General features: G+C 64.7%; 18 protein-coding genes, 1 tRNA gene and 3 rRNA genes. All 22 read left to right on the top strand.

Annotation, left to right across the window (positions count from 1 at the left end; all coding sequences use genetic code 11):
* Positions 1-420 precede the first annotated feature (420 nt).
* Positions 421-1,943, top strand: a 16S ribosomal RNA gene (locus AC5ZH6_RS14200).
* A 449-nt stretch (positions 1,944-2,392) separates the two neighbouring features.
* A 23S ribosomal RNA gene (locus AC5ZH6_RS14195) occupies positions 2,393-5,531 on the top strand.
* Between the two features lie 112 nt (positions 5,532-5,643).
* Positions 5,644-5,760: ribosomal RNA gene (gene rrf, locus AC5ZH6_RS14190) — 5S ribosomal RNA — on the top strand.
* Together the 16S, 23S and 5S rRNA genes form the textbook arrangement of a ribosomal RNA operon.
* A 136-nt stretch (positions 5,761-5,896) precedes the next feature.
* Entirely contained in the window at positions 5,897-7,924 is a 2,028-nt protein-coding gene (locus tag AC5ZH6_RS14185) for an HAD-IIA family hydrolase (RefSeq protein WP_006368430.1), read from the top strand.
* Positions 7,925-7,937: 13 nt separating this feature from the next.
* Positions 7,938-8,231, top strand: a complete 294-nt coding sequence (locus AC5ZH6_RS14180; RefSeq protein ID WP_006368431.1) for a hypothetical protein — start codon at positions 7,938-7,940, stop codon at positions 8,229-8,231.
* 29 nt (positions 8,232-8,260) lie between these two features.
* Positions 8,261-9,187, top strand: a complete 927-nt coding sequence (locus AC5ZH6_RS14175; RefSeq protein ID WP_006368433.1) for a TlyA family RNA methyltransferase — start codon at positions 8,261-8,263, stop codon at positions 9,185-9,187.
* Positions 9,188-9,217: 30 nt separating this feature from the next.
* Positions 9,218-10,303: an NAD kinase gene (locus tag AC5ZH6_RS14170; RefSeq protein ID WP_006368436.1), complete on the top strand. Its 1,086-nt coding sequence runs from the start codon at positions 9,218-9,220 to the stop codon at positions 10,301-10,303.
* A 2-nt stretch (positions 10,304-10,305) separates the two neighbouring features.
* Positions 10,306-12,054 carry a DNA repair protein RecN gene (gene recN / locus AC5ZH6_RS14165; RefSeq protein WP_006368437.1) on the top strand — a complete coding sequence of 583 codons (1,749 nt, stop codon included), beginning with the start codon at positions 10,306-10,308 and terminating at the stop codon, positions 12,052-12,054.
* A 95-nt stretch (positions 12,055-12,149) separates the two neighbouring features.
* Complete coding sequence (gene steA / locus AC5ZH6_RS14160) at positions 12,150-13,337, top strand: putative cytokinetic ring protein SteA (RefSeq protein ID WP_006368438.1); 1,188 nt, start codon at positions 12,150-12,152, stop codon at positions 13,335-13,337.
* 3 nt (positions 13,338-13,340) lie between these two features.
* Positions 13,341-14,282: a copper transporter gene (locus AC5ZH6_RS14155; protein WP_006368439.1), complete on the top strand. Its 942-nt coding sequence runs from the start codon at positions 13,341-13,343 to the stop codon at positions 14,280-14,282.
* Positions 14,283-14,464: 182 nt separating this feature from the next.
* A complete protein-coding gene (gene pyrG / locus AC5ZH6_RS14150; RefSeq protein WP_288337801.1) occupies positions 14,465-16,228 on the top strand; it encodes a CTP synthase in 1,764 nt (587 codons plus the stop codon).
* Positions 16,225-16,881, top strand: coding sequence for an NUDIX domain-containing protein (locus tag AC5ZH6_RS14145; RefSeq protein ID WP_014360198.1), 657 nt, complete (start codon positions 16,225-16,227; stop codon positions 16,879-16,881). Before pyrG ends, AC5ZH6_RS14145 begins: the two co-directional genes overlap by 4 nt.
* A 56-nt stretch (positions 16,882-16,937) precedes the next feature.
* Complete coding sequence (xerD, locus tag AC5ZH6_RS14140) at positions 16,938-17,867, top strand: site-specific tyrosine recombinase XerD (protein ID WP_006368442.1); 930 nt, start codon at positions 16,938-16,940, stop codon at positions 17,865-17,867.
* Between the two features lie 131 nt (positions 17,868-17,998).
* The gene (locus tag AC5ZH6_RS14135; RefSeq protein ID WP_006368443.1) at positions 17,999-18,964 is read left to right on the top strand and encodes a ParA family protein; all 966 of its coding nucleotides are present in this window, start codon (positions 17,999-18,001) and stop codon (positions 18,962-18,964) included.
* Positions 18,961-19,815, top strand: a complete 855-nt coding sequence (locus tag AC5ZH6_RS14130; protein WP_006368444.1) for a segregation and condensation protein A — start codon at positions 18,961-18,963, stop codon at positions 19,813-19,815. The genes AC5ZH6_RS14135 and AC5ZH6_RS14130 overlap by 4 nt, the downstream gene beginning before the upstream one ends.
* Positions 19,812-20,675 (top strand): SMC-Scp complex subunit ScpB, encoded by an 864-nt coding sequence (scpB, locus tag AC5ZH6_RS14125; protein WP_288337799.1) that lies wholly within the window; start codon positions 19,812-19,814, stop codon positions 20,673-20,675. The genes AC5ZH6_RS14130 and scpB overlap by 4 nt, the downstream gene beginning before the upstream one ends.
* A gap of 3 nt (positions 20,676-20,678) precedes the next feature.
* Positions 20,679-21,758, top strand: coding sequence for a pseudouridine synthase (locus tag AC5ZH6_RS14120; RefSeq protein WP_006368446.1), 1,080 nt, complete (start codon positions 20,679-20,681; stop codon positions 21,756-21,758).
* Complete coding sequence (gene cmk / locus AC5ZH6_RS14115; protein WP_014360195.1) at positions 21,755-22,438, top strand: (d)CMP kinase; 684 nt, start codon at positions 21,755-21,757, stop codon at positions 22,436-22,438. Before AC5ZH6_RS14120 ends, cmk begins: the two co-directional genes overlap by 4 nt.
* Positions 22,439-22,443: 5 nt before the next feature.
* Positions 22,444-23,892 carry a ribosome biogenesis GTPase Der gene (gene der / locus AC5ZH6_RS14110; protein ID WP_288337804.1) on the top strand — a complete coding sequence of 483 codons (1,449 nt, stop codon included), beginning with the start codon at positions 22,444-22,446 and terminating at the stop codon, positions 23,890-23,892.
* A gap of 47 nt (positions 23,893-23,939) precedes the next feature.
* Positions 23,940-24,206 (top strand): GlsB/YeaQ/YmgE family stress response membrane protein, encoded by a 267-nt coding sequence (locus AC5ZH6_RS14105; protein ID WP_006368449.1) that lies wholly within the window; start codon positions 23,940-23,942, stop codon positions 24,204-24,206.
* A gap of 92 nt (positions 24,207-24,298) precedes the next feature.
* Positions 24,299-24,372, top strand: a tRNA-Pro gene (locus AC5ZH6_RS14100).
* Positions 24,373-24,505: 133 nt separating this feature from the next.
* On the top strand, positions 24,506-26,131 hold the full coding sequence (locus AC5ZH6_RS14095) for a DUF5677 domain-containing protein (protein ID WP_288337797.1): 1,626 nt from the start codon (positions 24,506-24,508) through the stop codon (positions 26,129-26,131).
* Positions 26,132-26,291: the final 160 nt, after the last annotated feature.

The raw sequence follows: 26,291 nt of genomic DNA, 5'->3' as shown, positions 1-26,291 counted from the left end.
GCACCGCAGAGAGCAACTCCCCCGGGGCCGACAGGAATCGGGGGTTGCACGATGTCTTCACCTTCTCGGAGTTGAGGCCAGCAATCCGCGGTACGCCGGAACGCGGTGAAGCCAGACAGGATTTGGCCGAAGCGCGAGGATCTGGCACACTGGACGAGTTGCCCGCGATCGGGTGGCGAATCCTGAACGACAACTCATTGATGTTCGCCCTGTGGGGTGGTGTTGGTGGGTGTGTGTTCTTTGAGAACTCGATAGTGTATTGGTGGATTGTTTGATGCCATTTGTTTTGTGGCATTAGAGTTTTGTGCATCGCGCCTCTGTTGTGGGGTGTGGTGTGGATTTTTTTGCCAGTTTTTTGGATTGTTTTTGTCAGGTTTTGCTTTCCTGGTTTGTGTTGAAACTGTTTGGTTTCGATGTTTTTTCATGGAGAGTTTGATCCTGGCTCAGGACGAACGCTGGCGGCGTGCTTAACACATGCAAGTCGAACGGAAAGGCCCTGCTTGCAGGGTGCTCGAGTGGCGAACGGGTGAGTAACACGTGGGTGATCTGCCCCTGACCTTGGGATAAGCCTGGGAAACTGGGTCTAATACCGGATATGACCAAGGATTGCATGGTTCTTGGTGGAAAGCTTTTGCGGTTGGGGATGGGCCCGCGGCCTATCAGCTTGTTGGTGGGGTAATGGCCTACCAAGGCGACGACGGGTAGCCGACCTGAGAGGGTGATCGGCCACACTGGGACTGAGACACGGCCCAGACTCCTACGGGAGGCAGCAGTGGGGAATATTGCACAATGGGCGCAAGCCTGATGCAGCGACGCCGCGTGAGGGATGACGGCCTTCGGGTTGTAAACCTCTTTCAGCAGGGACGAAGCGCGAGTGACGGTACCTGCAGAAGAAGCACCGGCCAACTACGTGCCAGCAGCCGCGGTAATACGTAGGGTGCGAGCGTTGTCCGGAATTACTGGGCGTAAAGAGCTCGTAGGCGGTTTGTCGCGTCGTCTGTGAAATTCTGCAGCTTAACTGCAGGCGTGCAGGCGATACGGGCAGACTTGAGTACTACAGGGGAGACTGGAATTCCTGGTGTAGCGGTGAAATGCGCAGATATCAGGAGGAACACCGGTGGCGAAGGCGGGTCTCTGGGTAGTAACTGACGCTGAGGAGCGAAAGCGTGGGTAGCGAACAGGATTAGATACCCTGGTAGTCCACGCCGTAAACGGTGGGTACTAGGTGTGGGTTCCATTTCACGGGATCCGTGCCGTAGCTAACGCATTAAGTACCCCGCCTGGGGAGTACGGCCGCAAGGCTAAAACTCAAAGGAATTGACGGGGGCCCGCACAAGCGGCGGAGCATGTGGATTAATTCGATGCAACGCGAAGAACCTTACCTGGGTTTGACATACACCAGACGCCAGCAGAGATGTTGGTTCCCTTGTGGTTGGTGTACAGGTGGTGCATGGCTGTCGTCAGCTCGTGTCGTGAGATGTTGGGTTAAGTCCCGCAACGAGCGCAACCCTTGTCCTGTATTGCCAGCGGGTTATGCCGGGGACTTGCAGGAGACTGCCGGGGTCAACTCGGAGGAAGGTGGGGATGACGTCAAGTCATCATGCCCCTTATGTCCAGGGCTTCACACATGCTACAATGGCCGGTACAGAGGGCTGCGATACCGTGAGGTGGAGCGAATCCCTTAAAGCCGGTCTCAGTTCGGATCGGGGTCTGCAACTCGACCCCGTGAAGTCGGAGTCGCTAGTAATCGCAGATCAGCAACGCTGCGGTGAATACGTTCCCGGGCCTTGTACACACCGCCCGTCACGTCATGAAAGTCGGTAACACCCGAAGCCGGTGGCCTAACCCCTTGTGGGAGGGAGCTGTCGAAGGTGGGATCGGCGATTGGGACGAAGTCGTAACAAGGTAGCCGTACCGGAAGGTGCGGCTGGATCACCTCCTTTCTAAGGAGCATGCAACATTCCCAGGCCGGCGGCGTCTGTCCGTTGGGTGGGTGTGTGTTCATAGGGTGAAACATCAAACACGCCGTTGTGCTGTCGCTGGCCTGATGCTGGTGGTGGCTGGGTGATTCTTCCGGGTGACTGGTTGGATGCTGCTAATACACTGTCGGGGTTCTGAGGGAACACACTCGTGTGTGTTGTCTTGGTGCTTGCAATGGTTGTCGTGTTGGTGAGGTGTCCTGTGGTGGGGCGCGGAGATGCGGTGATGTTGTGGGTGTGTGTTGTTTGAGAAGTGCATAGTGGATGCGAGCATCTTTATTTTTGCAATGCATATCGAATCAATGTTTTTGGTTTGTGTGTTTTGTTCGAGTTGAAAGAAATGTTTGTAAGGCGAATGGCTAAACTGGTGGGCGGCTCCGTTGTTTTGGGGGCGTCTGTGGGTTTAGGTGTTGTTGTAAGTGTTTGAGGGCGTTCGGTGGATGCCTTGGCACCAGGGGCCGATGAAGGACGTGGTAGGCCGCGATAGTCCTCGGGGAGTTGTCAAACGAGCTGTGATCCGAGGGTGTCCGAATGGGGAAACCCAGCACGAGTGATGTCGTGTTACCACCAGCTGAATGTATAGGCTGTGTGGGGGGAACGTGGGGAAGTGAAACATCTCAGTACCCATAGGAAGAGAAAACAATTGTGATTCCGTGAGTAGTGGCGAGCGAAAGCGGAGGATGGCTAAACCATGCGCATGTGATACCGGGTAGGGGTTGTGTGTGTGGTGTTGTGGGGTCTGTCTTCCTCGATCTACCTGTCGGGGCGTGAGTGAGAAAGCTGCATGCTAGGTGAAGTGGCCTGGAATGGTCTGCCGTAGGCGGTGAGAGTCCGGTAGCTGAAAGCGTGTGGTCTTGCGTGATGGTGTCCCCAAGTAGCAGCGGGCTCGTGGAATCTGCTGTGAATCTGCCGGGACCACCCGGTAAGCCTGAATACTTCCTGGTGACCGATAGCGGACTAGTACCGTGAGGGAAAGGTGAAAAGTACCCCGGGAGGGGAGTGAAAGAGTACCTGAAACCGGACGCTTACAATCCGTCAAAGCCTTTGAGTCGTTTGGTCGGCTGGGGGTGATGGCGTGCCTTTTGAAGAATGAGCCTGCGAGTTAGTGCTCGGTGGCGAGGTTAACCCGTGTGGGGTAGCCGTAGCGAAAGCGAGTCTGAATAGGGCGTTGATAGTCGCCGGGTCTAGACCCGAAGCGGAGTGATCTACCCATGGCCAGGGTGAAGCGCGGGTAAGACCGCGTGGAGGCCCGAACCCACTTCAGTTGAAAATGGAGGGGATGAGTTGTGGGTAGGGGTGAAAGGCCAATCAAACTCCGTGATAGCTGGTTCTCCCCGAAATGCATTTAGGTGCAGCGTGGTGTGTTTCTTGCCGGAGGTAGAGCTACTGGATGGCCGATGGGCCCTACTAGGTTACTGACGTCAGCCAAACTCCGAATGCCGGTAAGTGAGAGCACTGCAGTGAGACTGCGGGCGATAAGGTTCGTAGTCGAGAGGGAAACAGCCCAGATCGCCGGCTAAGGCCCCTAAGCGTGTACTAAGTGGAAAAGGATGTGGGGTCGCGAAGACAACCAGGAGGTTGGCTTAGAAGCAGCCACCCTTGAAAGAGTGCGTAATAGCTCACTGGTCAAGTGATCCTGCGCCGACAATGTAGCGGGGCTCAAGTACACCGCCGAAGCCGCGGCACTCACACAATGATCTGGCTTCCTTCTGCGGAGGGTGGTCTAGGTGTGTGGGTGGGTAGGGGAGCGTCCTGCATCCGTGGAAGCGCCGGAGTGATCTAGGTGTGGAGGGTGTGGGAGTGAGAATGCAGGCATGAGTAGCGAAAGCAGAGTGAGAAACTCTGCCGCCGGATGACCAAGGGTTCCTGGGCCAGGCTAATCCGCCCAGGGTGAGTCGGGACCTAAGGCGAGGCCGACAGGCGTAGTCGATGGACAACGGGTTGATATTCCCGTACCCGTGTATCCGCGCCCATGCTGAATCATCTGTACTAACCATCCAAATCCCAATGGACTGCCTTCGGGTAGCCGGCGGGGGCTGCATGGGACCTCGGGTGGTAGTAGGCAAGCGATGGGGTGACGCAGGAAGGTAGTGGGGCCAGGCGATGGTTGTCCTGGTGTAAGCCTGTAGGACGAGGCATTGGTAAATCCGTGCTTCAGGTGTCTGAGAGGTGATGCGTAACCGTTGTGGTGAATTCCATGATCCTATGCTGCCGAGAAAAGCCTCTAGTGAGTTGGTACACGGCCCGTACCCCAAACCAACACAGGTGGTCAGGTAGAGAATACTAAGGCGATCGAGAGAACTGTGGTTAAGGAACTCGGCAAAATGCCCCCGTAACTTCGGGAGAAGGGGGACCCATTCTGGTGACGACATTTACTGTTTGAGCTGGTGTGGGTCGCAGAGACCAGAGAGAAGCGACTGTTTACTAAAAACACAGGTCCGTGCGAAGTCGTAAGACGATGTATACGGACTGACGCCTGCCCGGTGCTGGAAGGTTAAGAGGACCGGTTAATGCCCTTCGGGGTGTGAAGCTGAGAATTTAAGCCCCAGTAAACGGCGGTGGTAACTATAACCATCCTAAGGTAGCGAAATTCCTTGTCGGGTAAGTTCCGACCTGCACGAATGGCGTAACGACTTCTCTGCTGTCTCAACCACAGACTCGGCGAAATTGCAGTACGAGTAAAGATGCTCGTTACGCGCGGCAGGACGAAAAGACCCCGGGACCTTCACTATAGCTTGGTATTGGTGTTCGGTTCGGTTTGTGTAGGATAGGTGGGAGACTGTGAAGTGGCCACGCCAGTGGTTGTGGAGTCGTTGTTGAAATACCACTCTGATCGTATTGGACTTCTAACCTCGGACCCTGATCGGGTTCAGGGACAGTGCCTGGTGGGTAGTTTAACTGGGGCGGTTGCCTCCTAAAAGGTAACGGAGGCGCCCAAAGGTTCCCTCAGCCTGGTTGGCAATCAGGTGGTGAGTGTAAGTGCACAAGGGAGCTTGACTGTGAGACGTACATGTCGAGCAGGGACGAAAGTCGGGACTAGTGATCCGGCACCAACGTGTGGAAGTGGTGTCGCTCAACGGATAAAAGGTACCCCGGGGATAACAGGCTGATCTTCCCCAAGAGTCCATATCGACGGGATGGTTTGGCACCTCGATGTCGGCTCGTCGCATCCTGGGGCTGGAGTAGGTCCCAAGGGTTGGGCTGTTCGCCCATTAAAGCGGCACGCGAGCTGGGTTTAGAACGTCGTGAGACAGTTCGGTCTCTATCCGCCGCGCGCGTTAGAAACTTGAGGAAACCTGTCCCTAGTACGAGAGGACCGGGACGGACGAACCTCTGGTGTGCCAGTTGTTCCGCCAGGAGCATTGCTGGTTGGCTACGTTCGGAAGGGATAACCGCTGAAAGCATCTAAGCGGGAAGCCTGTTCCAAGATGAGGTTTCTCACCACCATTGAGTGGTTAAGGCCCCCCACAGACCATGGGGTTGATAGGCCAGAACTGGAAGCCCAGTAATGGGTGTAGGTGACTGGTACTAATCGGCCGAGGACTTACAACAACATCCTTATTCTTTTATATTCTCGAAGAGTAGAGATGTGTCGCATCCACTATGCACTTCTGAAACAACACCAGGAGATAAACAAACTCGACTGGTGCGAGTTTCACAGAGTTTCGGCGGCTATAGCGGTGGGGAAACGCCCGGTCCCATTCCGAACCCGGAAGCTAAGCCCACCAGCGCCAATGGTACTGCACCCTAATCAGTGTGGGAGAGTAGGACACCGCCGAACACAAATTTCAGGGATGCCCCGCAACACACATCGTGTTGCGGGGCATCCCCCATTCAACCCATCTCCCGATCGGCCGACGGTGATGTGCCCGGGGTCGGCTCGGCCGAGGCCGTGACGAGGGAATAGATTGGCAACCATGAATGACCGTGACCGCACTCGCGGCCGCCGCCAGCGTCCGGACCGAGCCGATCAGTCGGGCCGCCCTCACCGTGAGGGTCGGCCACGAACCGACGGTCCCACCGATCCTGCTCTTCCTGATGACGTCGTCGCCTCCGATCTCGACCCCGATACCCGACGTGATCTGCTTTCCCTGGAGAAGGGGACAGCGGAGCGTGTCGCGCGGCATCTGGTGATGGTGGCGGAGCTCCTATATGAAGACGCCGATCTGGCTCTGGAACATGCTCGTGCGGCTCGGCGTCGTGCAGCGCGCGTCGGCGTGGTCCGCGAGACCGCCGGCGTTGCCGCCTATAACGCCGGGCAGTGGCAGGAAGCCATTTCCGAGCTGCGCGCGGCTCGTCGGATCACGGGTAGTTCGGCACTGCTTCCGCTCATCGCCGACGCCGAACGCGGATTGGGACGACCTGAGCGTGCCATCGAGATCGCACGCAGCGAGGAAGGGCGCGCATTGCGCGATGACGAGGCCACAGAAATGCGCATCGTCGAAGCCGGCGCCCGCCTCGACATCGGGGAGCCCGAGAAGGCGTTGGTGACCCTCCAACTGGAAGACCTGAGTCCGAGCCGTACCGGCACTGCCGCAGCGCGTCTGTTCTATGCCTACGCGTCGGCCCTCGAAGCGGCCGGCCGCCTTGATGAGGCGACGACCTGGTTCATGAATGCCTCGGCCGCCGACACCGAGGATGCCACCGATGCCGAGTTCCGGTTGATGGAGATCTCGGTCGGCAGTGCCGAGCCGGATGTCGGCCCCGCCCACGAAGACCAGCAGGTCTCCGGAGCGGCCATCGCCGGGCCTGAGCCTGAGCCTGCGTCCGAGCCTGGGCCGGCGCCCCAGTCGGAGTCGCTGCGCAGTACCGAGTCGCAGCCCGGGTCTGTTCGGCAAGCGAGCGTTGCGGAGCCGGAGAGCGAGCAGGTTCCCGACGCCGCCGTGGCACCGGCCAGGGAGACCGAGCTGGTTCCCCCGCCACCTGTGCCCGCGCGCGTCGTTGACGCGTACGACGCGTTGCTGCTCGATCTGGACGGCACCGTGTTCGCCGGGAAGAGCCCGATACCTGGTGCGCCGGAGACCCTGGAGCGGATCGACGTGACGACGATCTTCGTCACCAACAACGCGAGCAGACGCCCGGATGACGTTGCCGAGCATCTTCGGTCGATGGGCTTCACGGCGACCCCGCAACAGGTCGTCACCAGTGCTCAATCGGCAGCCCGGTTGCTCTCCGAGCACCTTGAGCCCGGATCGAGAGCCCTTGTGCTCGGCACCGACGGTCTCGCCCAGGAGGTGCGCGAGGTCGGGATCGCCGTGACGCGCAGCGCGGACGATCGTCCGCTCGCCGTCATCCAGGGCTTTTCACCGGAGACCTCATGGGAGAGCTTGTCGGAGGCCGCTCTGGCGATCCGGGCAGGCGCACTGTGGGTGGCCACCAACGTCGATGCGACTCTGCCTTCCGAACGTGGGCTACTCGTCGGCAACGGATCCCTGGTCGCAGCGGTCGCCAACGCCACCGGCCAGGAGCCGCTCGTCGCCGGAAAGCCGGCCGCGCCCCTCATGGCCGACGCCATCAACCGCAGCGGCGCAGACACCCCGCTGGTGGTCGGGGATCGACTCGACACCGACATCCAGGGCGCACATTCGGTGGGCCTCGACAGTCTCCTGGTGCTCAGCGGCGTCAGCACGGCAGCAGACCTTCTCGCCGCACCACCGCAGCAGCGGCCGACCTTCGTCTGTGCCGATCTGTCGGGAGTTCTCGACCCTGCCGATTCGCTGCGCATCGCCGACAATGACGACTGGCGTATCGAGCAGACCGGCGACACGCTGACGGTGTCACCGGTGGCCGAGCCGCCCGCGACGCTGCGCCTGCTGCCATCACTGGCCGCTCGCGTCTGGGCGCTCGCCGACGCCGACGAGATCGACCTGACGGAAATCACCATCACCGCCGATGACCCGACGACCCGAAGTGCGCTGGAGGATCTGGGTCTCGGCGCCGAGTGAAGGGACGAGAGCAATGACCTTCCCCGACGATGCCTCCGCGAGGCCGGCACCGGCGATGGGGCCGACGCCGCAGATGATGCCCGGCGCGCGGCCCGGCGAGGTACATGCCGAAACCGTCGATGCCGTCGACCCCGAGTTGGCCGAATCCATCCCGGTGCGGGTGCGTGAGCTCCTCGGTCAGGTGGACGACATTCGCGAACAGTCTGGCGAGGCAATCGATTTGGTGGCCTTGGCGCGCCAGACACAACTGCTCGAACAAGCGCATGAGGTACTGACCTCGGCGTTGTCGGACGTGGACCGTCGGTGACCAGGCCAGCACGGACGAGGCGTCGCTGAGTGGCCGCGCGGGCGCGTCTCGACGCCGAATTGGTACGCCGTGGTCTCGCACGCTCACGCGAGCAGGCGCGCGAACTCGTCGACCGCGGGGCGGTCAAGGTCAACGGCACTATCGCCGCCAAGCCGGCAACCAATGTCGGTCGGGACACACCGATCGTCGTCGTCGATGACGACCGCGACGATTGGGCGTCGCGAGGAGCACACAAACTGATCGGTGCGCTCGACGCCTTCGAGCCGCAGGGCCTGACGGTCGCCGGCAAGCGGTGTCTCGATGCGGGCGCATCCACCGGAGGATTCACCGATGTGCTCCTGCGCCGCGACGCCCGCGAGGTCGTTGCCGTCGACGTCGGCTACGGGCAACTGATCTGGCGTCTGCAGAACGATGACCGCGTCGACATCCGCGACCGCACCAACGTCCGCCATCTCACCGCCGAACAGATCGGGGGTGCCGTCGACCTCGTCGTCGCCGATCTGTCGTTCATCTCACTGGCGTTGGTCCTGCCGGCCTTCGTCGCATGTGCGCGCCCCGGGGCCGACATCGTGCCGATGGTCAAGCCGCAGTTCGAGGTGGGCAAGGATCGCGTCGGTTCCGGCGGCGTGGTCCGAGATCCCGACCTGCGGGTGGAGGCCGTCGTCAAGGTGGTCACCGAGGCCGCGCGGCTCGGACTGGTCACGCGCGCGGTGACGGCGAGCCCGCTCCCGGGACCGTCGGGCAACGTCGAGTATTTCCTCTGGTTGCAGCGGCCGTCGGGCACGGTGTCGGCGTCGGACGATAGGGTCGGTAGCCGGGGCGGATCGCCGGTCGAGGGCGAGATACCGGACGCGGGTTCGGCACCCGATGTCCTCGACGGGAATGCGCTGCAGCCCGGCGTGGATCCGGACATCATCCAGATGATCAGGCAGGCCGTCGCCGACGGTCCGCGCTGAATGTCATCGCGCGAGACGAGAGGAGACCAGGTGGGCAACGCATCGGTCGCGGATTCGGTTGGCACAGGTGGTGCTTCCGATCCGGCCCGCGGGTCCGTACGGACCGGTTCCGCCCATCGCGAGTTCCTCGTCGTCGCGCACACCGGCCGCGAGACCGTCACCCACACCATCGCCGCGATCGCCCGGCACTGCGCCGAGGGCGGTGTGGCCTTACGGGTCGTCGATCACGACACCCACGTCGATCCCGACCCCGCGAGCGAGGCCCGCGCCTACCCGCAGTCGGTGGCCGATACCGGCCCGATACCGCGCCCCCCGGAACGCAACCCCCTCGATCCCGCGCATCTGCGGGAACTCGGTGCGCAGGTGGAGGTGACCTCGGGCGACCCCGATTCGGCGGAGGGATGCGAGATCGTCATCGTGCTCGGGGGCGACGGCACCTTCCTGCGGGCCGCCGAGCTGGCCTATCCCGCAGGTGTCCCGGTCCTCGGAATCAACCTGGGCCACATAGGGTTTCTCGCCGAGGGCGAGGCGAACCGCGTCGACGAGGTCATGGCCCAGCTCGTCTCCGGGGACTATCGGGTGGAACCGCGGATGACACTCGACGTCACCGTCATCGACCCGGCCGACACCAAGGGCACGCCCCAGACCAGCTGGGCGCTGAACGAGGTCGCGATCCTCAACCGGACCAGCACCGGTGTGCTCGAACTGATCACCGAGGTCGACGGCCGTCCGGTGTCGGGGTTCGGGGCCGACGGCGTCCTGGTGTCGACGCCGACGGGCTCCACCGCCTACGCGTTCTCCGCGGGTGGACCGGTGATGTGGCCCGACCTCGAGGCGATCCTGGTGGTGCCGAGCAATGCCCACGCATTGTTCGCCCGACCCATGGTGACCAGTCCGCGGTCCCGGATCGCGGTGGAGGTCGACAAGCTCGGCCGCTCCGGTTTCGCCTTGTGCGACGGCCGCCGCCGCCTCGACGTGCCCGCCGGTGCGCGGGTCGAGGTCGTGCGCAGCGACCGATCGGTGCAGTGGGTGCGGATCGACTCCGACCCCTTCGCCGATCGGCTCGTCCGAAAATTCGATCTGCCGGTCACGGGCTGGCGGGGGAGGCAGGCCTAGGAGTGCTGGAAGAACTGTCCATCGCCGGCCTCGGCGTCATCGACGGGGCGTCGGCGCAGTTTCCTCCCGGTTTCACCGCGCTGACCGGTGAAACCGGCGCGGGCAAGACCATGATCGTGACCAGCCTGCGTCTGTTGGCCGGCGGACGCGCCGACGCCGGGCGGGTTCGCTCCGGTGCCGCGAAGGCAACGGTCGAGGGGCGCTTCCGTGTCGCCCATCCCGATCGGGGGCCCGATGGTGAGGTCGCCGACCTCCTGGAATCCACCGGCGCCGACCTCGACGACGACGGCACCGTCATCGCGATCCGCACCGTCAACGCCGACGGCCGATCCCGCGCCCATCTCGGCGGACGTTCGGTTCCGGTGGGCGCGTTGGGCAAACTCGTCAGCTCGGTGCTGACCGTGCACGGTCAGAACGACCAGCTACGACTGCTGCGACCCGACCGTCAGCGCGCGGCACTGGACACCTTCGCCGGAGCGAAGGCGGCCAAGGCGCTCGCCGCCTATCGCAGCGCACGAGCCGAGTGGCTGGCAATACTCGACGAGCTCGACGAACTCCGCGCCAACTCCCGCGGACTCGCCCAGGAGGCCGACCGACTGCGCTTCGGGATCGACGAGATCGCAGCGATCGACCCACAACCCGGTGAGGACGACTCCCTCGCCGACACCATCCGACGACTCACCGATCTCGAGTCGATCCGGTCCGCCGCATCGGGCTCGCACGAGATCGTTGCCGGCGAGTCGGGGTCGGTGATCGAGGGCCTCGGCCAGGTGCGGTCGATGCTCGAGGCGGCCGCCGACGATGAGCTCAAACGTCTCGCCGGCCGCGTCGGCGAAACACTGACGGTCGTCACCGACATCGGCGACGAACTCACCGCGTACCTGTCGGCGCTACCGACCGACGCCGATTCGCTCGACCAATTACTCTCCCGCCAGGGCGAATTGAAGTCGCTGGTACGCAAGTACGCCCCGGATATCGACGGGGTGATCGACTGGCGCACGCAGGCGCAGATCCGACTCGAGCAGATCGAGGACCCCCAGGGCAGCGTCGACGACCTCGAGCGGCGCGCCGCCGCGGCGGCCGAGGTCGTCGCCGAGGCCGCGGCCACCCTGCACCGCATCCGTGCGAAAGCGGCCACGACGATGGCCGGCAAGGTGTCCAAGGAACTCGCCGGGTTGGCGATGGGTGACTCGACGCTGTCGGTCGAGGTCGGGCTCGAATCCGCCGACGCCGATGACCGGCTCGCCATCGAGGTCGACGGGCAGCGGGCGCACGCCGGCACCGACGGCGCCGACCGCGTCGAGTTCGCCCTGGTTCCGCACAAGGGCGCCCGCCCGCTGCCCATCGCGACCTCGGCGTCCGGCGGTGAGCTGTCACGAGTGATGCTCGCTCTCGAAGTCGTTCTCGCCGAACCGACTTCGGGCTCGGTGATGGTGTTCGACGAGGTCGACGCCGGAGTGGGGGGACGCGCGGCGGTGGAGATCGGCCGTCGTCTGGCCCGGCTGGCGCGCGCTCACCAGGTCATCGTCGTGACCCACCTCCCGCAGGTCGCCGCGTTCGCCGACAACCACCTCGTCATCGGCAAGAGCGCGAGCAAGGGTGCGGTGCAGACGAGTACCGTACGTGCGCTCGACCGCGACGAGCGGATCGCCGAACTCGCCCGGATGCTCGCCGGCCTCGGCGAATCCGATACGGGCAAGGCGCACGCCGAAGAACTCCTGACAACTGCTGAGACAGAAAAAGGCTCCTGAGTCGTTCGGTGTTCTTGATGCGTGTGTGACAAAAGTTGCCATTGTTGCGGCGCGCCTCCCGCAGCCGATGCGCGGAGCGGTCAATCATTGCCGTCATGAAGATGCCTGCACTGCTCGCGCGGAACACCGAAGAACTGCCTGGCGTCATTGGTATCGCCAGAATCGACAAGAACACCAAGCGCCTCCTCGAACGGGTGGGGCCGGGTGACATCGCGATCCTCGACGAGGTCGATCTCGATCGCGTGACCGCCGACGCGCTCGTGGAGGCGAACGTCGTCGCCGTCGTCAACGCATCCCGGTCGATCAGCGGCCGCTATCCGAATCTGGGTCCCGAGGTGCTGGTGGCCTCCGGCATCGTCCTGCTCGACGAAGTCGGCCCGGAGGTCTTCAAGCGGGTCAAGGACGGCGCCAAGCTCCGCGTCCACGATGACCGCCTGATGGTCGGGGACCGGCGTCTCGCGCGCGGCACCACGCTCGAGGAGCACGACATCGCGAGCATGATGATCGACGCCAAGACCGGACTGGTCGACCATCTGGAAGCGTTCTCCGGCAACACGATCGAGTTCATCCGGAGCGAGTCACCGCTTCTGATCGACGGTGTCGGCGTGCCCGATGTGGACGTATCGCTGGCCGGCAAGCATGTGGTCATCGTCGCCGACGGACCCGATCGCGGAACCGAACTGCGCTCACTCAAGCCGTTCATCAAGGAGTACTCGCCGGTTCTCGTCGGTGTCGGTGCCGGCGCCGACACCCTGGTGAAAGCGGGCTACAAACCGGCGATCGTCGTCGGCGACCCGGAACAGATGAAGGCGGCGACCCTGCGGTGTGGTGCGCAGGTCGTGCTGCCCGCCGACACCGACGGACACGCCCCCGGCCTCGAACGCATCCAGGACCTCGGCATCGGAGCGACGACTTTCCCGGCCGCCGGAACCGCGGCCGATCTCGCGTTGCTGCTCACCGACTTCCATGGTGCCGACCTCATCGTCACCGCCGGCTACGGCGGGTCCCTCGACGACTTCTTCGACCGCTCACGTCGTGAGTCGACGCCGTCGACGTTCCTGACCCGGCTCAAGGTCGGACCCAAACTGGTCGACGCCAAGGCAGTCGCGACGCTGTATCGCAGCCGGGTGTCCGGCGCCGCGATCGCCTGCGTCATTCTCGCCGCGCTGATCGCGGTCATCGCCGCGGTGATGCTCTCGAGCGCGGGACCCGAGATCACCGATTGGGCTGTGGCCCAATGGAACCACTTGTTCGAGTGGGCCCGGGGAGTCTGGAACAGGTAGGGCATGATTTCACTACGCCAGCACGCCATCTCGTTGGTGGCGGTGTTCCTGGCCCTCGCGCTGGGGTTGTTCCTCGGTTCGGGGTTCGTGGGCGATCGCGTCAATTCCCTGACCGGTACGAGTCGCGACCGGATCGGCGACCTCGAGCAGCAGCGCGACGGTCTCAACGATCAGGTGAACGCCGCCAACAGCTTTGACGCCGCGATCGCTCCGCGGCTGATCGCCGATCAGCTCAAGGGGCACGCCGTCCTCGTCGTCACCACGCCCAACGCCGCCGACTCCGACGTCGACGCCGTCAAACAGTCGTTGTCGACCGCGGGCGCAACGTTTTCCGGGCAACTCGGCCTCACCGACAAGCTCGTGCGTGACGACAGCGCCGAACAGGTCCGCACCATCGTCGACCAGACGATTCCCCCGGGCGCGACACTGCGTGCGGAACTGACCGACTCGGGTTCACGCGTCGGGGATCTGTTGGGGACCTTGGTGATGCATCGCAGCGATCAGAACGCTGCCGCGGTTGCCGATCGGCAGACCGGGCTGCAAACCCTGCGTGACGGCGGGTTCCTGACCTATGTCGACAACGCGATCCGGCCCGCCGATCTGGTGGTGTTCATCTCCGGCGATGCGCTGCCGGAGAATTCCGGCGCCCAGGGGCAGTTGGTCGCCCGGCTGGCCGCCGCGATGACCGCGCGCGCACAGGGCGGCGAGCTCGTCGGTCGCAGTGGTTCGGCGACGGGCGTGTCACCGATAGCGGTGATCCGTTCGGACCCGGCGTTGCGCAACGCGATCACGACGACCGACAACGTCGATGCGCAGACCGGCCTGATCACCACCGTCCTCGCGCTCGACGAGGAGAGTCAGGGCCGCTCCGGTTCCTTCGGCTCCGGTCCGGGGGCGACCGCGATCACCGTCGGCGCGCAACCGGCCCAGTCGCAACCGGCCTGAGCAGTCGAAGCGCCGCGCACCACACGCCCGCATCGTCACCCGCGATCCGACGTCTGCCGCGACACGCGGGGCTGCCCGCCCCGTCGGTGTCGTGGCAGGCGTGAGGCGGCTGTGGTGTTACCCTGGAGTCCCGTAGGTGAGCAGGCTTTGATGACCTGATCCGGCCGACGGGAGAAACGGTTTTGCGACCACTGCGCGTTCATACGGGCACCAAACACATTTTCGTGACGGGCGGAGTCGCCTCGTCCTTGGGTAAGGGCTTGACCGCCTCGAGTCTCGGTCAGCTCCTCACGGCCCGCGGTCTGCGGGTCACCATGCAGAAGCTCGATCCCTATCTCAACGTCGATCCGGGAACGATGAATCCGTTCCAGCACGGTGAGGTCTTCGTCACCGAGGACGGCGCGGAAACCGATCTCGACGTCGGACATTACGAGCGCTTCCTCGACCGCAACCTGTCGCAGTCGGCGAATGTGACCACCGGACAGGTGTATTCGAGTGTCATCGCCAAAGAACGACGCGGCGAGTACCTCGGCGAGACGGTGCAGGTGATCCCGCACATCACCGACGAACTCAAGTCGCGGGTCCTCGCGATGCGTGAACCCGGTGACGACGGCGAGGCACCTGACGTGGTGATCACCGAAATCGGTGGCACCGTCGGCGACATCGAGTCACTGCCGTTCATCGAGGCCGCCCGCCAGATCCGCCACGACGTGGGGCGCGACAACGTGTTCTTCCTGCATGTGTCGCTGGTGCCCTACCTCGCACCGTCGGGTGAGCTCAAGACCAAACCCACCCAGCATTCGGTGGCCGCGCTGCGCAACGTCGGTATCCAGCCCGATGCGCTGATCCTGCGGTGCGACCGCGACGTCCCCGAAGGTCTCAAGAAGAAGATCGCGCTGATGTGCGACGTCGACATCGAAGGCGTCATCTCCACACCCGACGCGCCGTCGATCTACGACATCCCCAAGGTGCTGCACAGCGAGCAACTCGACGCCTACGTGGTCCGCAAACTCGGCCTGCCCTTCCGCGACGTGGACTGGACCGAGTGGGGTGAGCTGCTCAACCGGGTGCACGAGCCCCGGGAGACCGTGCGAATCGCGTTGGTGGGCAAGTACGTCGACCTCCCCGACGCCTACTTGTCGGTGACCGAGGCGATCCGCGCCGGCGGCTTCGCGTGGCGTGCGCGCACCGAGATCAAGTGGGTGCCGTCGGACGAGTGCGCCACATCGCAGGGTGCACAGGCCGCGCTCTCCGACGTCGACGGCGTCCTCATCCCGGGAGGCTTCGGGATCCGCGGCATCGAGGGCAAGGTCGGCGCGATCAGCTACGCCCGCCGTCGCGGTATCCCACTCCTCGGGCTGTGCCTGGGCTTGCAGTGCATCGTCATCGAGGCGGCGCGCTCAGTGGGACTCGACCATGCCAGTTCCGACGAATTCGACCCGGACACACCGCATCCGGTGATCTCCACGATGGCCGACCAGCACGATGCGGTCGCCGGCGAGGCGGATCTGGGCGGAACGATGCGTCTGGGTGCCTACCCGGCGAGCCTGAAGGAGGGGTCGGTGGTCGCCAAGGCCTACGGCACCACCGAGGTCTCCGAACGCCACCGTCACCGCTACGAGGTGAACAACACCTACCGCGACACCATCGCCGAGTCCGGGCTGGTGTTCTCCGGAACCTCGCCCGATGGGCATCTCGTCGAATTCGTCGAGTACCCGCCCGAGGTGCACCCGTTCCTGGTGGCCACTCAGGCGCACCCGGAGCTGAAGAGCCGGCCGACGCGCCCACACCCGCTATTCCGGGCGTTCATCGACGCGGCGCTGAAATACAAGGCAGCCGAACGGCTTCCGGTGGATCTGGGCGACTACGACGCGCCGCAGGCCGAGAACGACGAGTCCCAGGTTGCGACCGCCGTGGCTGTCGACGCCGGAGGCGATCGGGCTTGACCGGCACCTCCGATGGCGCCGGAACCCACGACTTCGGGGTCCGTGGTTCACGCCTGGTGTACGAGGGAGCGATCCTCGCGTTACGGGTCGACGAGGTCGTGATGCCCGGTGGCCGAACCGCCGAGCGTGAGGTCGTCGAGCATTTCGGTGCGGTGGCCGTCGTTGCCCGGGACGCGCAGGGTCGGATCGCGATGGTGCGCCAATACCGGCACCCGATCGGGCACCGTCTGCTCGAACTGCCCGCCGGGCTGCTCGATCAGGGGGGTGCCGAAACGGCGGTGGACGCCGCCCGGCGCGAACTGGCCGAAGAAACCGACCTCGCCGCCGATCGGTGGCGGGTGTTGGTCGATCTGGATCTGTCACCGGGTTTCACCGACGAGGCGTTACGCCTCTACCTCGCCGAGGGTTTGCACACGCTCACCGCGGCCGAGCGCACTGATGAGGAAGCCGACATGTCGATCGAGTGGATCGCCACCGACGAAGCGGTCCGCAAGGTGTTCGCCGGCGACATCGTGAACGCGACCAGCGTCGCGGGCATCCTGGCCGTTGCGGCGGCCGATCGCGGCGAGGTCACGTTGCGGCCGGTGGAGGCACCCTGGCGCGACGAGCCGAGTGCCTTCCGCGCCCGACGGGAGCGGGGCGCGCACCAGTAGGCCTCGACCGGCGGGCCACGCCGGGTCGGGAGTGGGATCGGGAGCGAGGAGTCGGCATGACCGAGCAGGAGGGCATCGACGCGGCGATCACCCGCTATCTCGATCACTTGACCGTCGAACGCGGCGTTGCGGCGAACACACTGAGCTCCTATGGTCGCGACCTCGGACGGTATCGGCAGTATCTGCGTGCGCGGAAGATCGACGATCTCGCCGACGTGGCCGAGGCCGATGTCCGTGAGTTCCTCGTCGCGTTGCGCAGAGGTGCCCCGGAATCCGGGGAACGACCGCTCGCGGAGAGTTCGGTGGCGCGAACCCTGGTGGCCACCAGAGGTTTTCACAAGTTCGCCGCGGCGGAGGGGCTCGTCGCCGACGACGTCGCCCATGCGGTACGGCCGCCGAGCCCGGCCCGCCGGCTGCCCAAGGCGTTGTCGGTGAGCGACGTCGAACGCATCCTGGACGCCTCCGGAGCCCCCGATCACGCACGCGCGCTCCGCGATCGGGCACTCCTGGAACTCCTCTACAGTTGCGGCGCACGCATCTCCGAGGCCACCGGGCTCGATCTCGACGACATCGACACCGACACCCGGGCGGTGCGGTTACACGGCAAGGGTGGCAAGGAGCGGGTGGTTCCCGTCGGCGGGCCGGCCATCGATGCTCTCGAGGCATATCTGGTGCGCGGACGTCCGACACTCGTGCACCGGTCGACCGCGGCACTGTTCCTCAACGCCCGCGGGGGTCGGCTCACCCGTCAGGGCGCCTGGCAGGTGTTGGCGTCGGCGGCAGAGCGCGCCGGACTCGAGGGCGCGGTGTCGCCACACACCCTGCGGCACAGTTTCGCCACCCATCTCCTCGACGGTGGAGCCGATGTTCGCGTGGTCCAGGAACTGTTGGGGCACGCGTCGGTGACGACCACTCAGGTCTACACACTGGTGACGGTGAACACGATGCGCGAGGTGTACGCGACCGCGCACCCGCGGGCGCGGTGATACACGGTCGGCGACGAACGTCCATGGTTGCGGCGATGCTCCACGGGATCGTCGGCGCGACCCACTAGGCTTTGGTGGAGGTCCGGGCCGAAACGGCCGGGCCGAGACGACAGAAAGGGGGCTGCGCAGCGGTGAGTATCTCGAGCACCCGGCGACCCAGCGCCCACTTCGACGACCAGTACCGTCTCGAGGTTCCCAGCGGCGCGGACATCGACGAGACCGATCACCGCACCGCCCGGGTCCCGGCCGATGATCAGATCGGTCCCACCGGTCGTCCCTACCGTCCCGTTCCCGAACCGACCCCGCTCGATCGGCACGGTCCGGCGACGGTCATCGCGGTCTGTAACCAGAAGGGCGGGGTCGGCAAGACCACCTCGACGATCAATCTGGGTGCGGCCCTCGCCGAGTACGGCCGCCGCGTCCTGCTGGTCGATCTCGACCCGCAGGGTGCGCTGTCGGCGGGTTTGGGTGTGCCGCACCACGAACTCGACGAGACCGTCTACAACCTGCTCGTGCCGCCGCACGCGCCGACCGACGAGGTGTTGATGCGCACCCGGGTCGACGGCCTGGATCTGCTGCCCAGCAACATCGACCTCTCGGCCGCCGAGATCCAACTGGTCACCGAGGTCGGCCGCGAGCAGGCTCTCGCCCGTGCGCTGCATCCGGTCCTCGACCGTTACGACGTGGTCCTCATCGACTGCCAGCCGTCGCTGGGTCTGCTCACCGTCAACGCCCTGGCCTGCGCCGACACGGTGCTGATCCCGATGGAGTGCGAGTACTTCAGCCTGCGCGGACTGGCGTTGCTCACCGACACCATCGAGAAGGTCCACGACCGCCTCAACATGCGTCTCGACGTCGGCGGAATCCTGGTGACCATGTTCGACGCGCGCACCCTGCATTCCCGAGAGGTGATGGCGCGGGTCGTCGAGGTGTTCGGCGACAAGGTGTACGACACCGTCATCGCGCGCACCGTCCGCTTCCCGGAAACCAGTGTGGCCGGCGAACCGATCACCTCGTGGGCGCCGAAATCTGCTGGAGCACAGGCTTATCGGGCCCTGGCTCGCGAGGTCATCGCGCGCAACGTCAAGCAGGCATGAGCGAACCGAGCGACGTCGGCGGGGCAGATGCTGCTCCCGACTCGGCACCGGCTGAGCCGGACTCCGGTTTTCGCGTACGTCTGGCGAACTTCGAAGGCCCCTTCGACCTGCTGCTCAACCTGATCAGTCAGCATCGCCTCGACGTGACCGAGGTGGCGCTGCACGAGGTGACCGACGACTTCATCGCCTACACCCGGGAGATGGGTCCGGAGTTGGGGTTGGAGCAGACCACCGAATTCCTCGTGGTGGCCGCGACGCTGCTCGACCTCAAGGCCGCACGCCTGCTGCCGTCCGGGGAGGTCGACGATCCCGAGGATCTCGCCCTGCTCGAGGCACGCGACCTGTTGTTCGCGCGGCTCCTGCAATACCGTGCGTACAAGCAGGTGGCGGCGCTGTTCGGCGAGTTGGAAGCCGCTGCACTGCAACGGTATCCGCGTGCGGTGTCGCTGGAGGAGCGTTACGCCGATCTGCTGCCCGAGGTGACGTTGGGCGTCACGCCCGGAGGGTTCGCCGAGGTCGCCGCGGCGGCGTTGCGGCCGCGGCCGACACCGACCGTGGGGCTCGACCACCTGCATGACTCACACCAGGTGTCGGTCCCGGCGCAGGCGCAACGGATGGCGGGGCTGTTGGCCGACAGCGCCCCCGGCGAGGGGCTGACCTTCGGTCAGCTCGTCGCCGGCTGCGCCAACGCGCTGGAGGTGGTCGGCAGCTTCCTGGCGTTGCTCGAACTGTTCCGGGAACGCGCGATCACGTTCTCTCAACCCGAGGCGCTCGGTGACCTGCGGGTGCTGTGGTCGGGGGAGCGTGAACTCGACGATCTGAGTTTCGACAAGGCAGAGGACTACGGATGACCGAGCCGCACGATGCACCGGCCCCCGAGCGGGCAGCCGACGACCCCGGACACGACGACCCTGGACACGACGACCGGGGACACGGGGACCGGGGACACGACGACCGGGGACACGGGGACCAGGGGCACGGGGACCACACACCCGAGGGCACCTCCGAGCCCGGGCAGGGCGCCCTCGACGTCGCCACCGACGAGACCGTCGACGACGCGGAACTTCGCTCCGCACTGGAGGCCCTGCTGCTCGTCGTCGACACACCGGTGACCTCCGACGAGCTGGCGAACGCGATCGGCGTCGACGCGCTGCGGGTCCGGGAGATGCTCAACGAGATGTCGGCGGACCTGACGTCAGCGCACAGCGGAATCGATCTGCGCTTCGCCGGGGACGGCTGGCGGTACTACACGCGAGCCGACTACGCGCCCTACGTCGAGCGACTGCTGCTCGACGGAGCGCGCTCGAAACTGACCCGCGCGGCGCTGGAAACCCTGGCGGTGATCGCCTACCGGCAGCCCGTCTCGCGGGCGCGGGTCAGTGCGATCCGCGGCGTCAACGTCGACGGTGTCATCCGGACCCTGGTGGCGCGCGGACTGATCAACGAGGTCGGAACCGATCCGCAGACCACCGCCACCACCTACGGCACAACCGAATTGTTCCTCGAACGACTCGGCCTCGCCTCACTGGAGGAACTGCCCGATCTCGCACCCCTGCTGCCCGACGTCGACCTCATCGACGACCTCGATGAGGAACTCAACTCCGATCCCCGATTCGCCAAACTCGCGGGTAAAGCGTCAGACTCAGAGGGGGCACCCGACGGCACATCGCCGATCGGCGTCGCCGACGACGACCTCGAGAATCAGGACTGAGATATGGCAACCGCTGGCCGGGACGGCACACCGGGACGACGCAGGACAGACAAGAACAGCAAGTCAGACAAGAACGGTAGGGCGGACAGAAACGCCACGCCGCGCGGCAAGGCCACCGGCGACGGTTCGCGGGCAGGCAAGGCCGCGAGCGGTCAGCGTGGCGGCAAGCCGGTGGGTAAGGGCGCCGGCGGCGCGGGTGCCCAGCAGCCGGCACACGCCAAGAAGCGGCACCGCAAGGGGAGTTCGCAACCGGATGTGAAGGCCGGTCGGATCCGGCTCAACAATGCCCGACCCGCACGGCATCAGAGTCCGACGCCCGACGTCGAGGAGCAGGGTGCCACCTATGTCGCCGACGGGGTGCGCCTGCAAAAGGTTCTCGCGCAGGCCGGTGTGGCCTCGCGGCGCGGCGCCGAGGAGCTTATCGCCGCCGGGCGTGTCGAGGTCGACGGCGAGATCGTCACCGAGCAGGGTCTGCGGATCAATCCCGACACCGCGATCATCCGGGTCGACGGTGCCCGGGTCATCATGGACGAGACACGTCAGTACCTCGCGCTGAACAAGCCCAAGGGTTGGCAGTCCACCATGTCCGACGACCAGGGGCGCCCCTGTGTCGGCGACATCGTCGCCGAGCGGGTCATGTCGGGTCAGCGACTCTTCCACGTCGGCCGGCTCGACGCCGACACCGAAGGTCTGTTGCTGCTCACCAACGACGGTGAATTGGCCAACCGTCTGATGCATCCGTCCTATGAGGTGCCCAAGACCTATTTGGCCTGGGTGCGCGGTGAGGTGCCCCGATCATTGGTGCGCACGCTGCGTGACGGGGTCGAACTCGACGACGGGCCGGTCGCCGTCGACGGCTTCACGATCCTCGGTGTGCACCAGGGTGAATCCCAGGTCCGAATCGTGTTGCACGAGGGTCGGAATCGGATCGTCCGTCGGCTGATGGAGGAGGTCGGATTCCCGGTGCAGGCGCTGGTGCGAACCCACATCGGTACCGTGGCCCTCGGCGAACAGCGGCCGGGAAGTCTGCGGGTGCTCGGACGTGACGAGGTCGGTGCGCTGTACAAGGCGGTCGGCCTGTGAACGGCGGCGTGATCGCGATCGACGGTCCCGCCGGAACCGGCAAGTCGAGTGTGTCGAAGTTGTTGGCGCACAAGGTCGGCGCGCACTTTCTCGACACCGGCGCGATGTATCGCGCGGCCACTCTCGCGGTGCAGCGGGCCGGGGTGGATCCCGCCGACGCGGATGCGGTGGTCGCAACCGTCGACGCCGCCGATATCGCCTTGCGTCCCAACGGAGACGGCTCATCGCGGGTGTTCCTCGACGGTGAGGACGTCAGCGGTCCGATCCGCTCCGATGCGGTCACCGCCGCCGTCTCCGCGGTGTCGGCGGTCCCGGCCGTGCGAACCAAACTCGTTGCGCTGCAACGCCGCCAGGCCGAATCGGAGCTGCTGGTGGTCGAGGGTCGAGACATCGGTACCGTGGTGTTCCCCGACGCCGCGATCAAGATCTTCCTCACCGCATCACCCGAGGCGCGGGCCGAACGCCGGCACCGCCAGAACCTCGCCGCGGGACGGCCCAGCGACCACGCCGAAGTCCTTGCCGCGGTGAACCGACGCGACCATCTCGACTCGACCCGCGCGGTGTCCCCGCTGCGGCAGGCCGACGATGCGGTGCTGGTGGACACCAGCGACATGACCTTGGACCAGGTTCTCGACCGGTTGGTCGAACTGGTCCGCGCACGGATCGGAGTTGCCTCGTGACCGACATGTCCGACGCCACCGGCGGCACAGCCGACGCGCTCGCCCTGCCCGGCGACGGTACCTGGAGCGATGAAACCGAGTGGGATCTCGGCGACTTCGACGACGTCGAGGAGTTCGGTGAGGCCGAACGGGTACCCGAGGTGGCCATCGTCGGTCGCCCGAACGTCGGCAAGTCGACTCTCGTGAACCGTATCCTCGGCCGCCGTGAAGCCGTCGTCGAGGACATCCCCGGCGTTACTCGTGACCGCGTCTCGTATTCGGCGACGTGGTCGGGCCGCCGGTTCACCGTCGTCGACACCGGCGGTTGGGAACCGGATGCGAAGGGCCTGCAGCAGGCGGTGGCGGCGCAGGCCGAACTCGCGATGCGCACGGCCGACGTGATCGTGCTCGTGGTCGACGGGACGGTCGGGGCCACCACGACCGACGAGGCCGTCGCCCGCACGCTGCGCCGATCGAAGACCCCGGTCATCCTGGTGGCCAACAAGATCGACAGCGAGCGGCAGGAGGCCGAGGCGGCCTCACTGTGGTCGCTGGGACTCGGTGAGCCACACCCGGTGTCGGCGGCGCACGGTCGAGGCGCCGGCGATGTCCTCGACGTCATCCTCGAGCGGCTGCCGCATACGCCGCGGGAGGACGCCGGTATCCGGCTCGGCGGGCCACGTCGGGTCGCGCTCGTCGGGAAACCGAACGTCGGCAAGAGTTCGCTGCTGAACAAGCTCGCCGGGTCGCAACGCTCGGTGGTCGACAATGTTGCCGGCACCACCGTTGATCCGGTGGACGAGTTGATCGAGCTCGACGGCAAGACGTGGCAATTCGTCGACACCGCGGGTCTGCGGCGCAAGGTCCGCACGGCCAGCGGTCACGAGTACTACGCATCGTTGCGGACGCGGTCGGCGCTCGACGCCGCCGAGGTGGCGATTCTGTTGATCGATGCCTCCGAGCCCATCACCGAGCAGGACCTGCGTGTGCTGTCGATGATCATCGACTCCGGTCGAGCGCTGGTGATCGCGTTCAACAAGTGGGATCTGGTCGACGAGGACCGTCGGTACACCCTCGACAAGGAGATCGACCGGGAACTCGCGCGGGTGCCGTGGGCGCGGCGGGTCAACATCTCGGCGATGACGGGCCGAGCCGTGCAGAAGCTGGTGCCTGCGCTCGAAGGCGCCCTCGACTCGTGGGACAAGCGGATTTCGACAGGGCCGCTGAACAATTGGCTCAAGGAGGTCATCGCGGCCACCCCGCCGCCGCTGCGCGGCGGACGCCAACCGCGGGTCATGTTCGCCACCCAGGCCGCGGTGCGGCCACCCACATTCGTGTTGTTCACCACCGGATTCCTCGAGGCCGGCTATCGCCGCTTCCTGGAGCGCAGACTGCGCGAGCAGTTCAATTTCGATGGTTCGCCGGTGCGGATCAACGTGCGGGTGCGCGACAAGAGGGATCACCGCAAACGCTGACCAGTCGGGTCCGAGATCGCCGGATTGCCCTGTGACATACTCCTTTCGTGCTCATCTTGGCAATCATCGTGTTCGGAATGGTCATCGGCGCTCTCGCCCAACTGCTCATCGGCGGCAAGAACATGTGGAACATCGACTGGGGTCTCGCGATCGTCGCGGGTCTGGTCGGATCGTTCGTCGGTGGACTCCTGATCAGCTTGATCTCGGGTGACGGGATCAACTTCCGCCCCAGCGGGATCATCGGGTCGTTGATCGGCGCACTGATCGTCACCGGCGGTTGGGTCTGGTACAAGAAGCGCTCTGCCGCTTCCTGATCAGTGTCCTGACCAGCCGATTGGCTCCCTGGGCGGATCGTCGGCTAGTCTCATCTACGCCCTGATGACGAGAGCTTCTCGGATCATGGCAACGGGCTGTGGCGCAGTTTGGTAGCGCACTTGACTGGGGGTCAAGTGGTCGCAGGTTCAAATCCTGTCAGCCCGACAACCAGAAACCCCCTCTGACCAGCGTCGGAGGGGGTTTCGTGCTTGGTGGGCCGGTGGCCCGCAGAACCTCAGTGGGCCAACAGCGGGCCAACGTGCGGTGAGATGTCAGAGCCTCGGAGTAGCTTGCAGCAATGTCGAAGCAGCAGCGCATCGAGCGTTCGGGCCCGATGGTGGGCCATATCAAGCAGGGAAGTCGGGTCTATGCTCCGCCGATGATCGCGCTGGGTATCGAGGTGGGTGATTGGGTCCGAGACGACGTGCCGGACCTCCTGTGGCCGATTCTTGTCATGGCAGACACTGGACCTAACCGCGTGATGGATTTTGTCCGCTGGCAGAAGTCAGTGATTGCTGACGTGGGGGACGCTTTACCGCCCAAGGAGTTGGCCAGGGCGATAGACGGGCGTCTTACCAGTCTGGATGCTGTGCTCAGTTCGCATCCGGCGCTGATGAAATGCGCGTGTGCGCGTGCACATGAGCACGGCTTGCTCCCTGAATCAGTGGTTGGTGTGCTCCGGGTCTATCCCGATGCTCCGGCGCGGTGGCTGATCGGTACTGATATCGAGCCGCCCACCCAGGCGGGCGTGAACCTGTTATCACGGGGCCTCCTTGAGGTCATCGGCGAAGGGCACTGGGAGGCGTTGGTGAAGTGCCTAACCATCTGGGGCATGGTCCAGGTAGGCGTCTTCAAGACCTCCGACTCGGCGATGATTGAAGTCCTCAGGAAATTCCCGAACGATCCGGAAACCAGGGCGCGAGCGGAGACAGTGGTGCGTGCTTCCTGGGGCTCTTTTCGCGGGCTAAACAAGTACGAGGACCCCGAATACTATGACCAGTCGATCCGCTGGGCACGCCAGTTCTGGGGCGTGAACTCAATCATCACCCCGTGCGTCCGTGAGCGATCTTTGAAGGGAGCAGAGGAAATGAATTCTGCCAATGACGCCGCTCCTGGCGACGAACGCCCGGCAGCTCCGGACGGCTACAGCGATCAGCCGGAGGACAAGAGGCAGCTAGCCATGGACTTGGCTAGCAGCTTCGCTGAAGCAATCGAGACTGCGCCACAACATCTTCATGAACCAGCGCGACAGGAGGTGACGTCCGGTTTGGTCATGCGAGCGGCGCGCGAAGTTATCGCAGTCCTTGGAAGCCCAGACCTGTGGTGCTTCGAGTTCGGCGCGCATGTTGGTCGGACGCTCGTGGAGGTCCGGATCTACATCGAGTGGATGGCGCTGCAAGACCACTCGATATACCGCAAGTACCAAGAATATGGGGAGGGCAAAGCGAAGCTGAATGCGCTTATAGCCGAAGAGTTGCCAGACCGCTACAAGACCCCGGCGGTGCGTGAGTCTATTGATGCGGTGGCTGCGCTCAGCCACAATGACTCGGGAATTGATCTGCGAACAGTTGACACCCGGGACACCTTCGCTGCGGTGTCTCTCAGGAAAATGGCGGAGGAAGCAGGTCTTCTGGATTACTACCGGCACGCCTACACCGTGGCGAGCGGGGTGACGCACTCTGAGTGGTGGTCGGTGGAGACGCATGCCATGGAACGATGCATGAACAGCCTTCATCGGGGGCATCTGATCCCAAGTCTTTCGCTGCCAGTGGGTGCGGACATTGCTCTGGCCGATTCGTGGATTGCTACTCTGAACGCTCTGATGCGCCGGAGTCTCGACCTGCTGGGTACCGATTCGGCTGCTGTCGAGTCGGCGTTCGCGTGGACGAACGGCGATGAGGTAGCGAACCTGGAGCAAAATTGAGCAAGGTCCTCATCGCCCTCCTGACGACACCGCCGAGACCGTATACGCCCCTGGTCCGGTCGGCACGTTCGCGCCCGGAAGTTCCGAACGGGACCCAGCCGGTAAACCCGGTGAGGTCAATCGGTTCGGCGACGCTCACTGTGCCGCTGACCCGAACAGG

This window comes from Gordonia sp. YC-XJ4, assembly GCF_059511865.1.
Note: the sequence above shows the minus strand (reverse complement) of the source record. Positions and strands in the feature narration are given on the sequence as shown.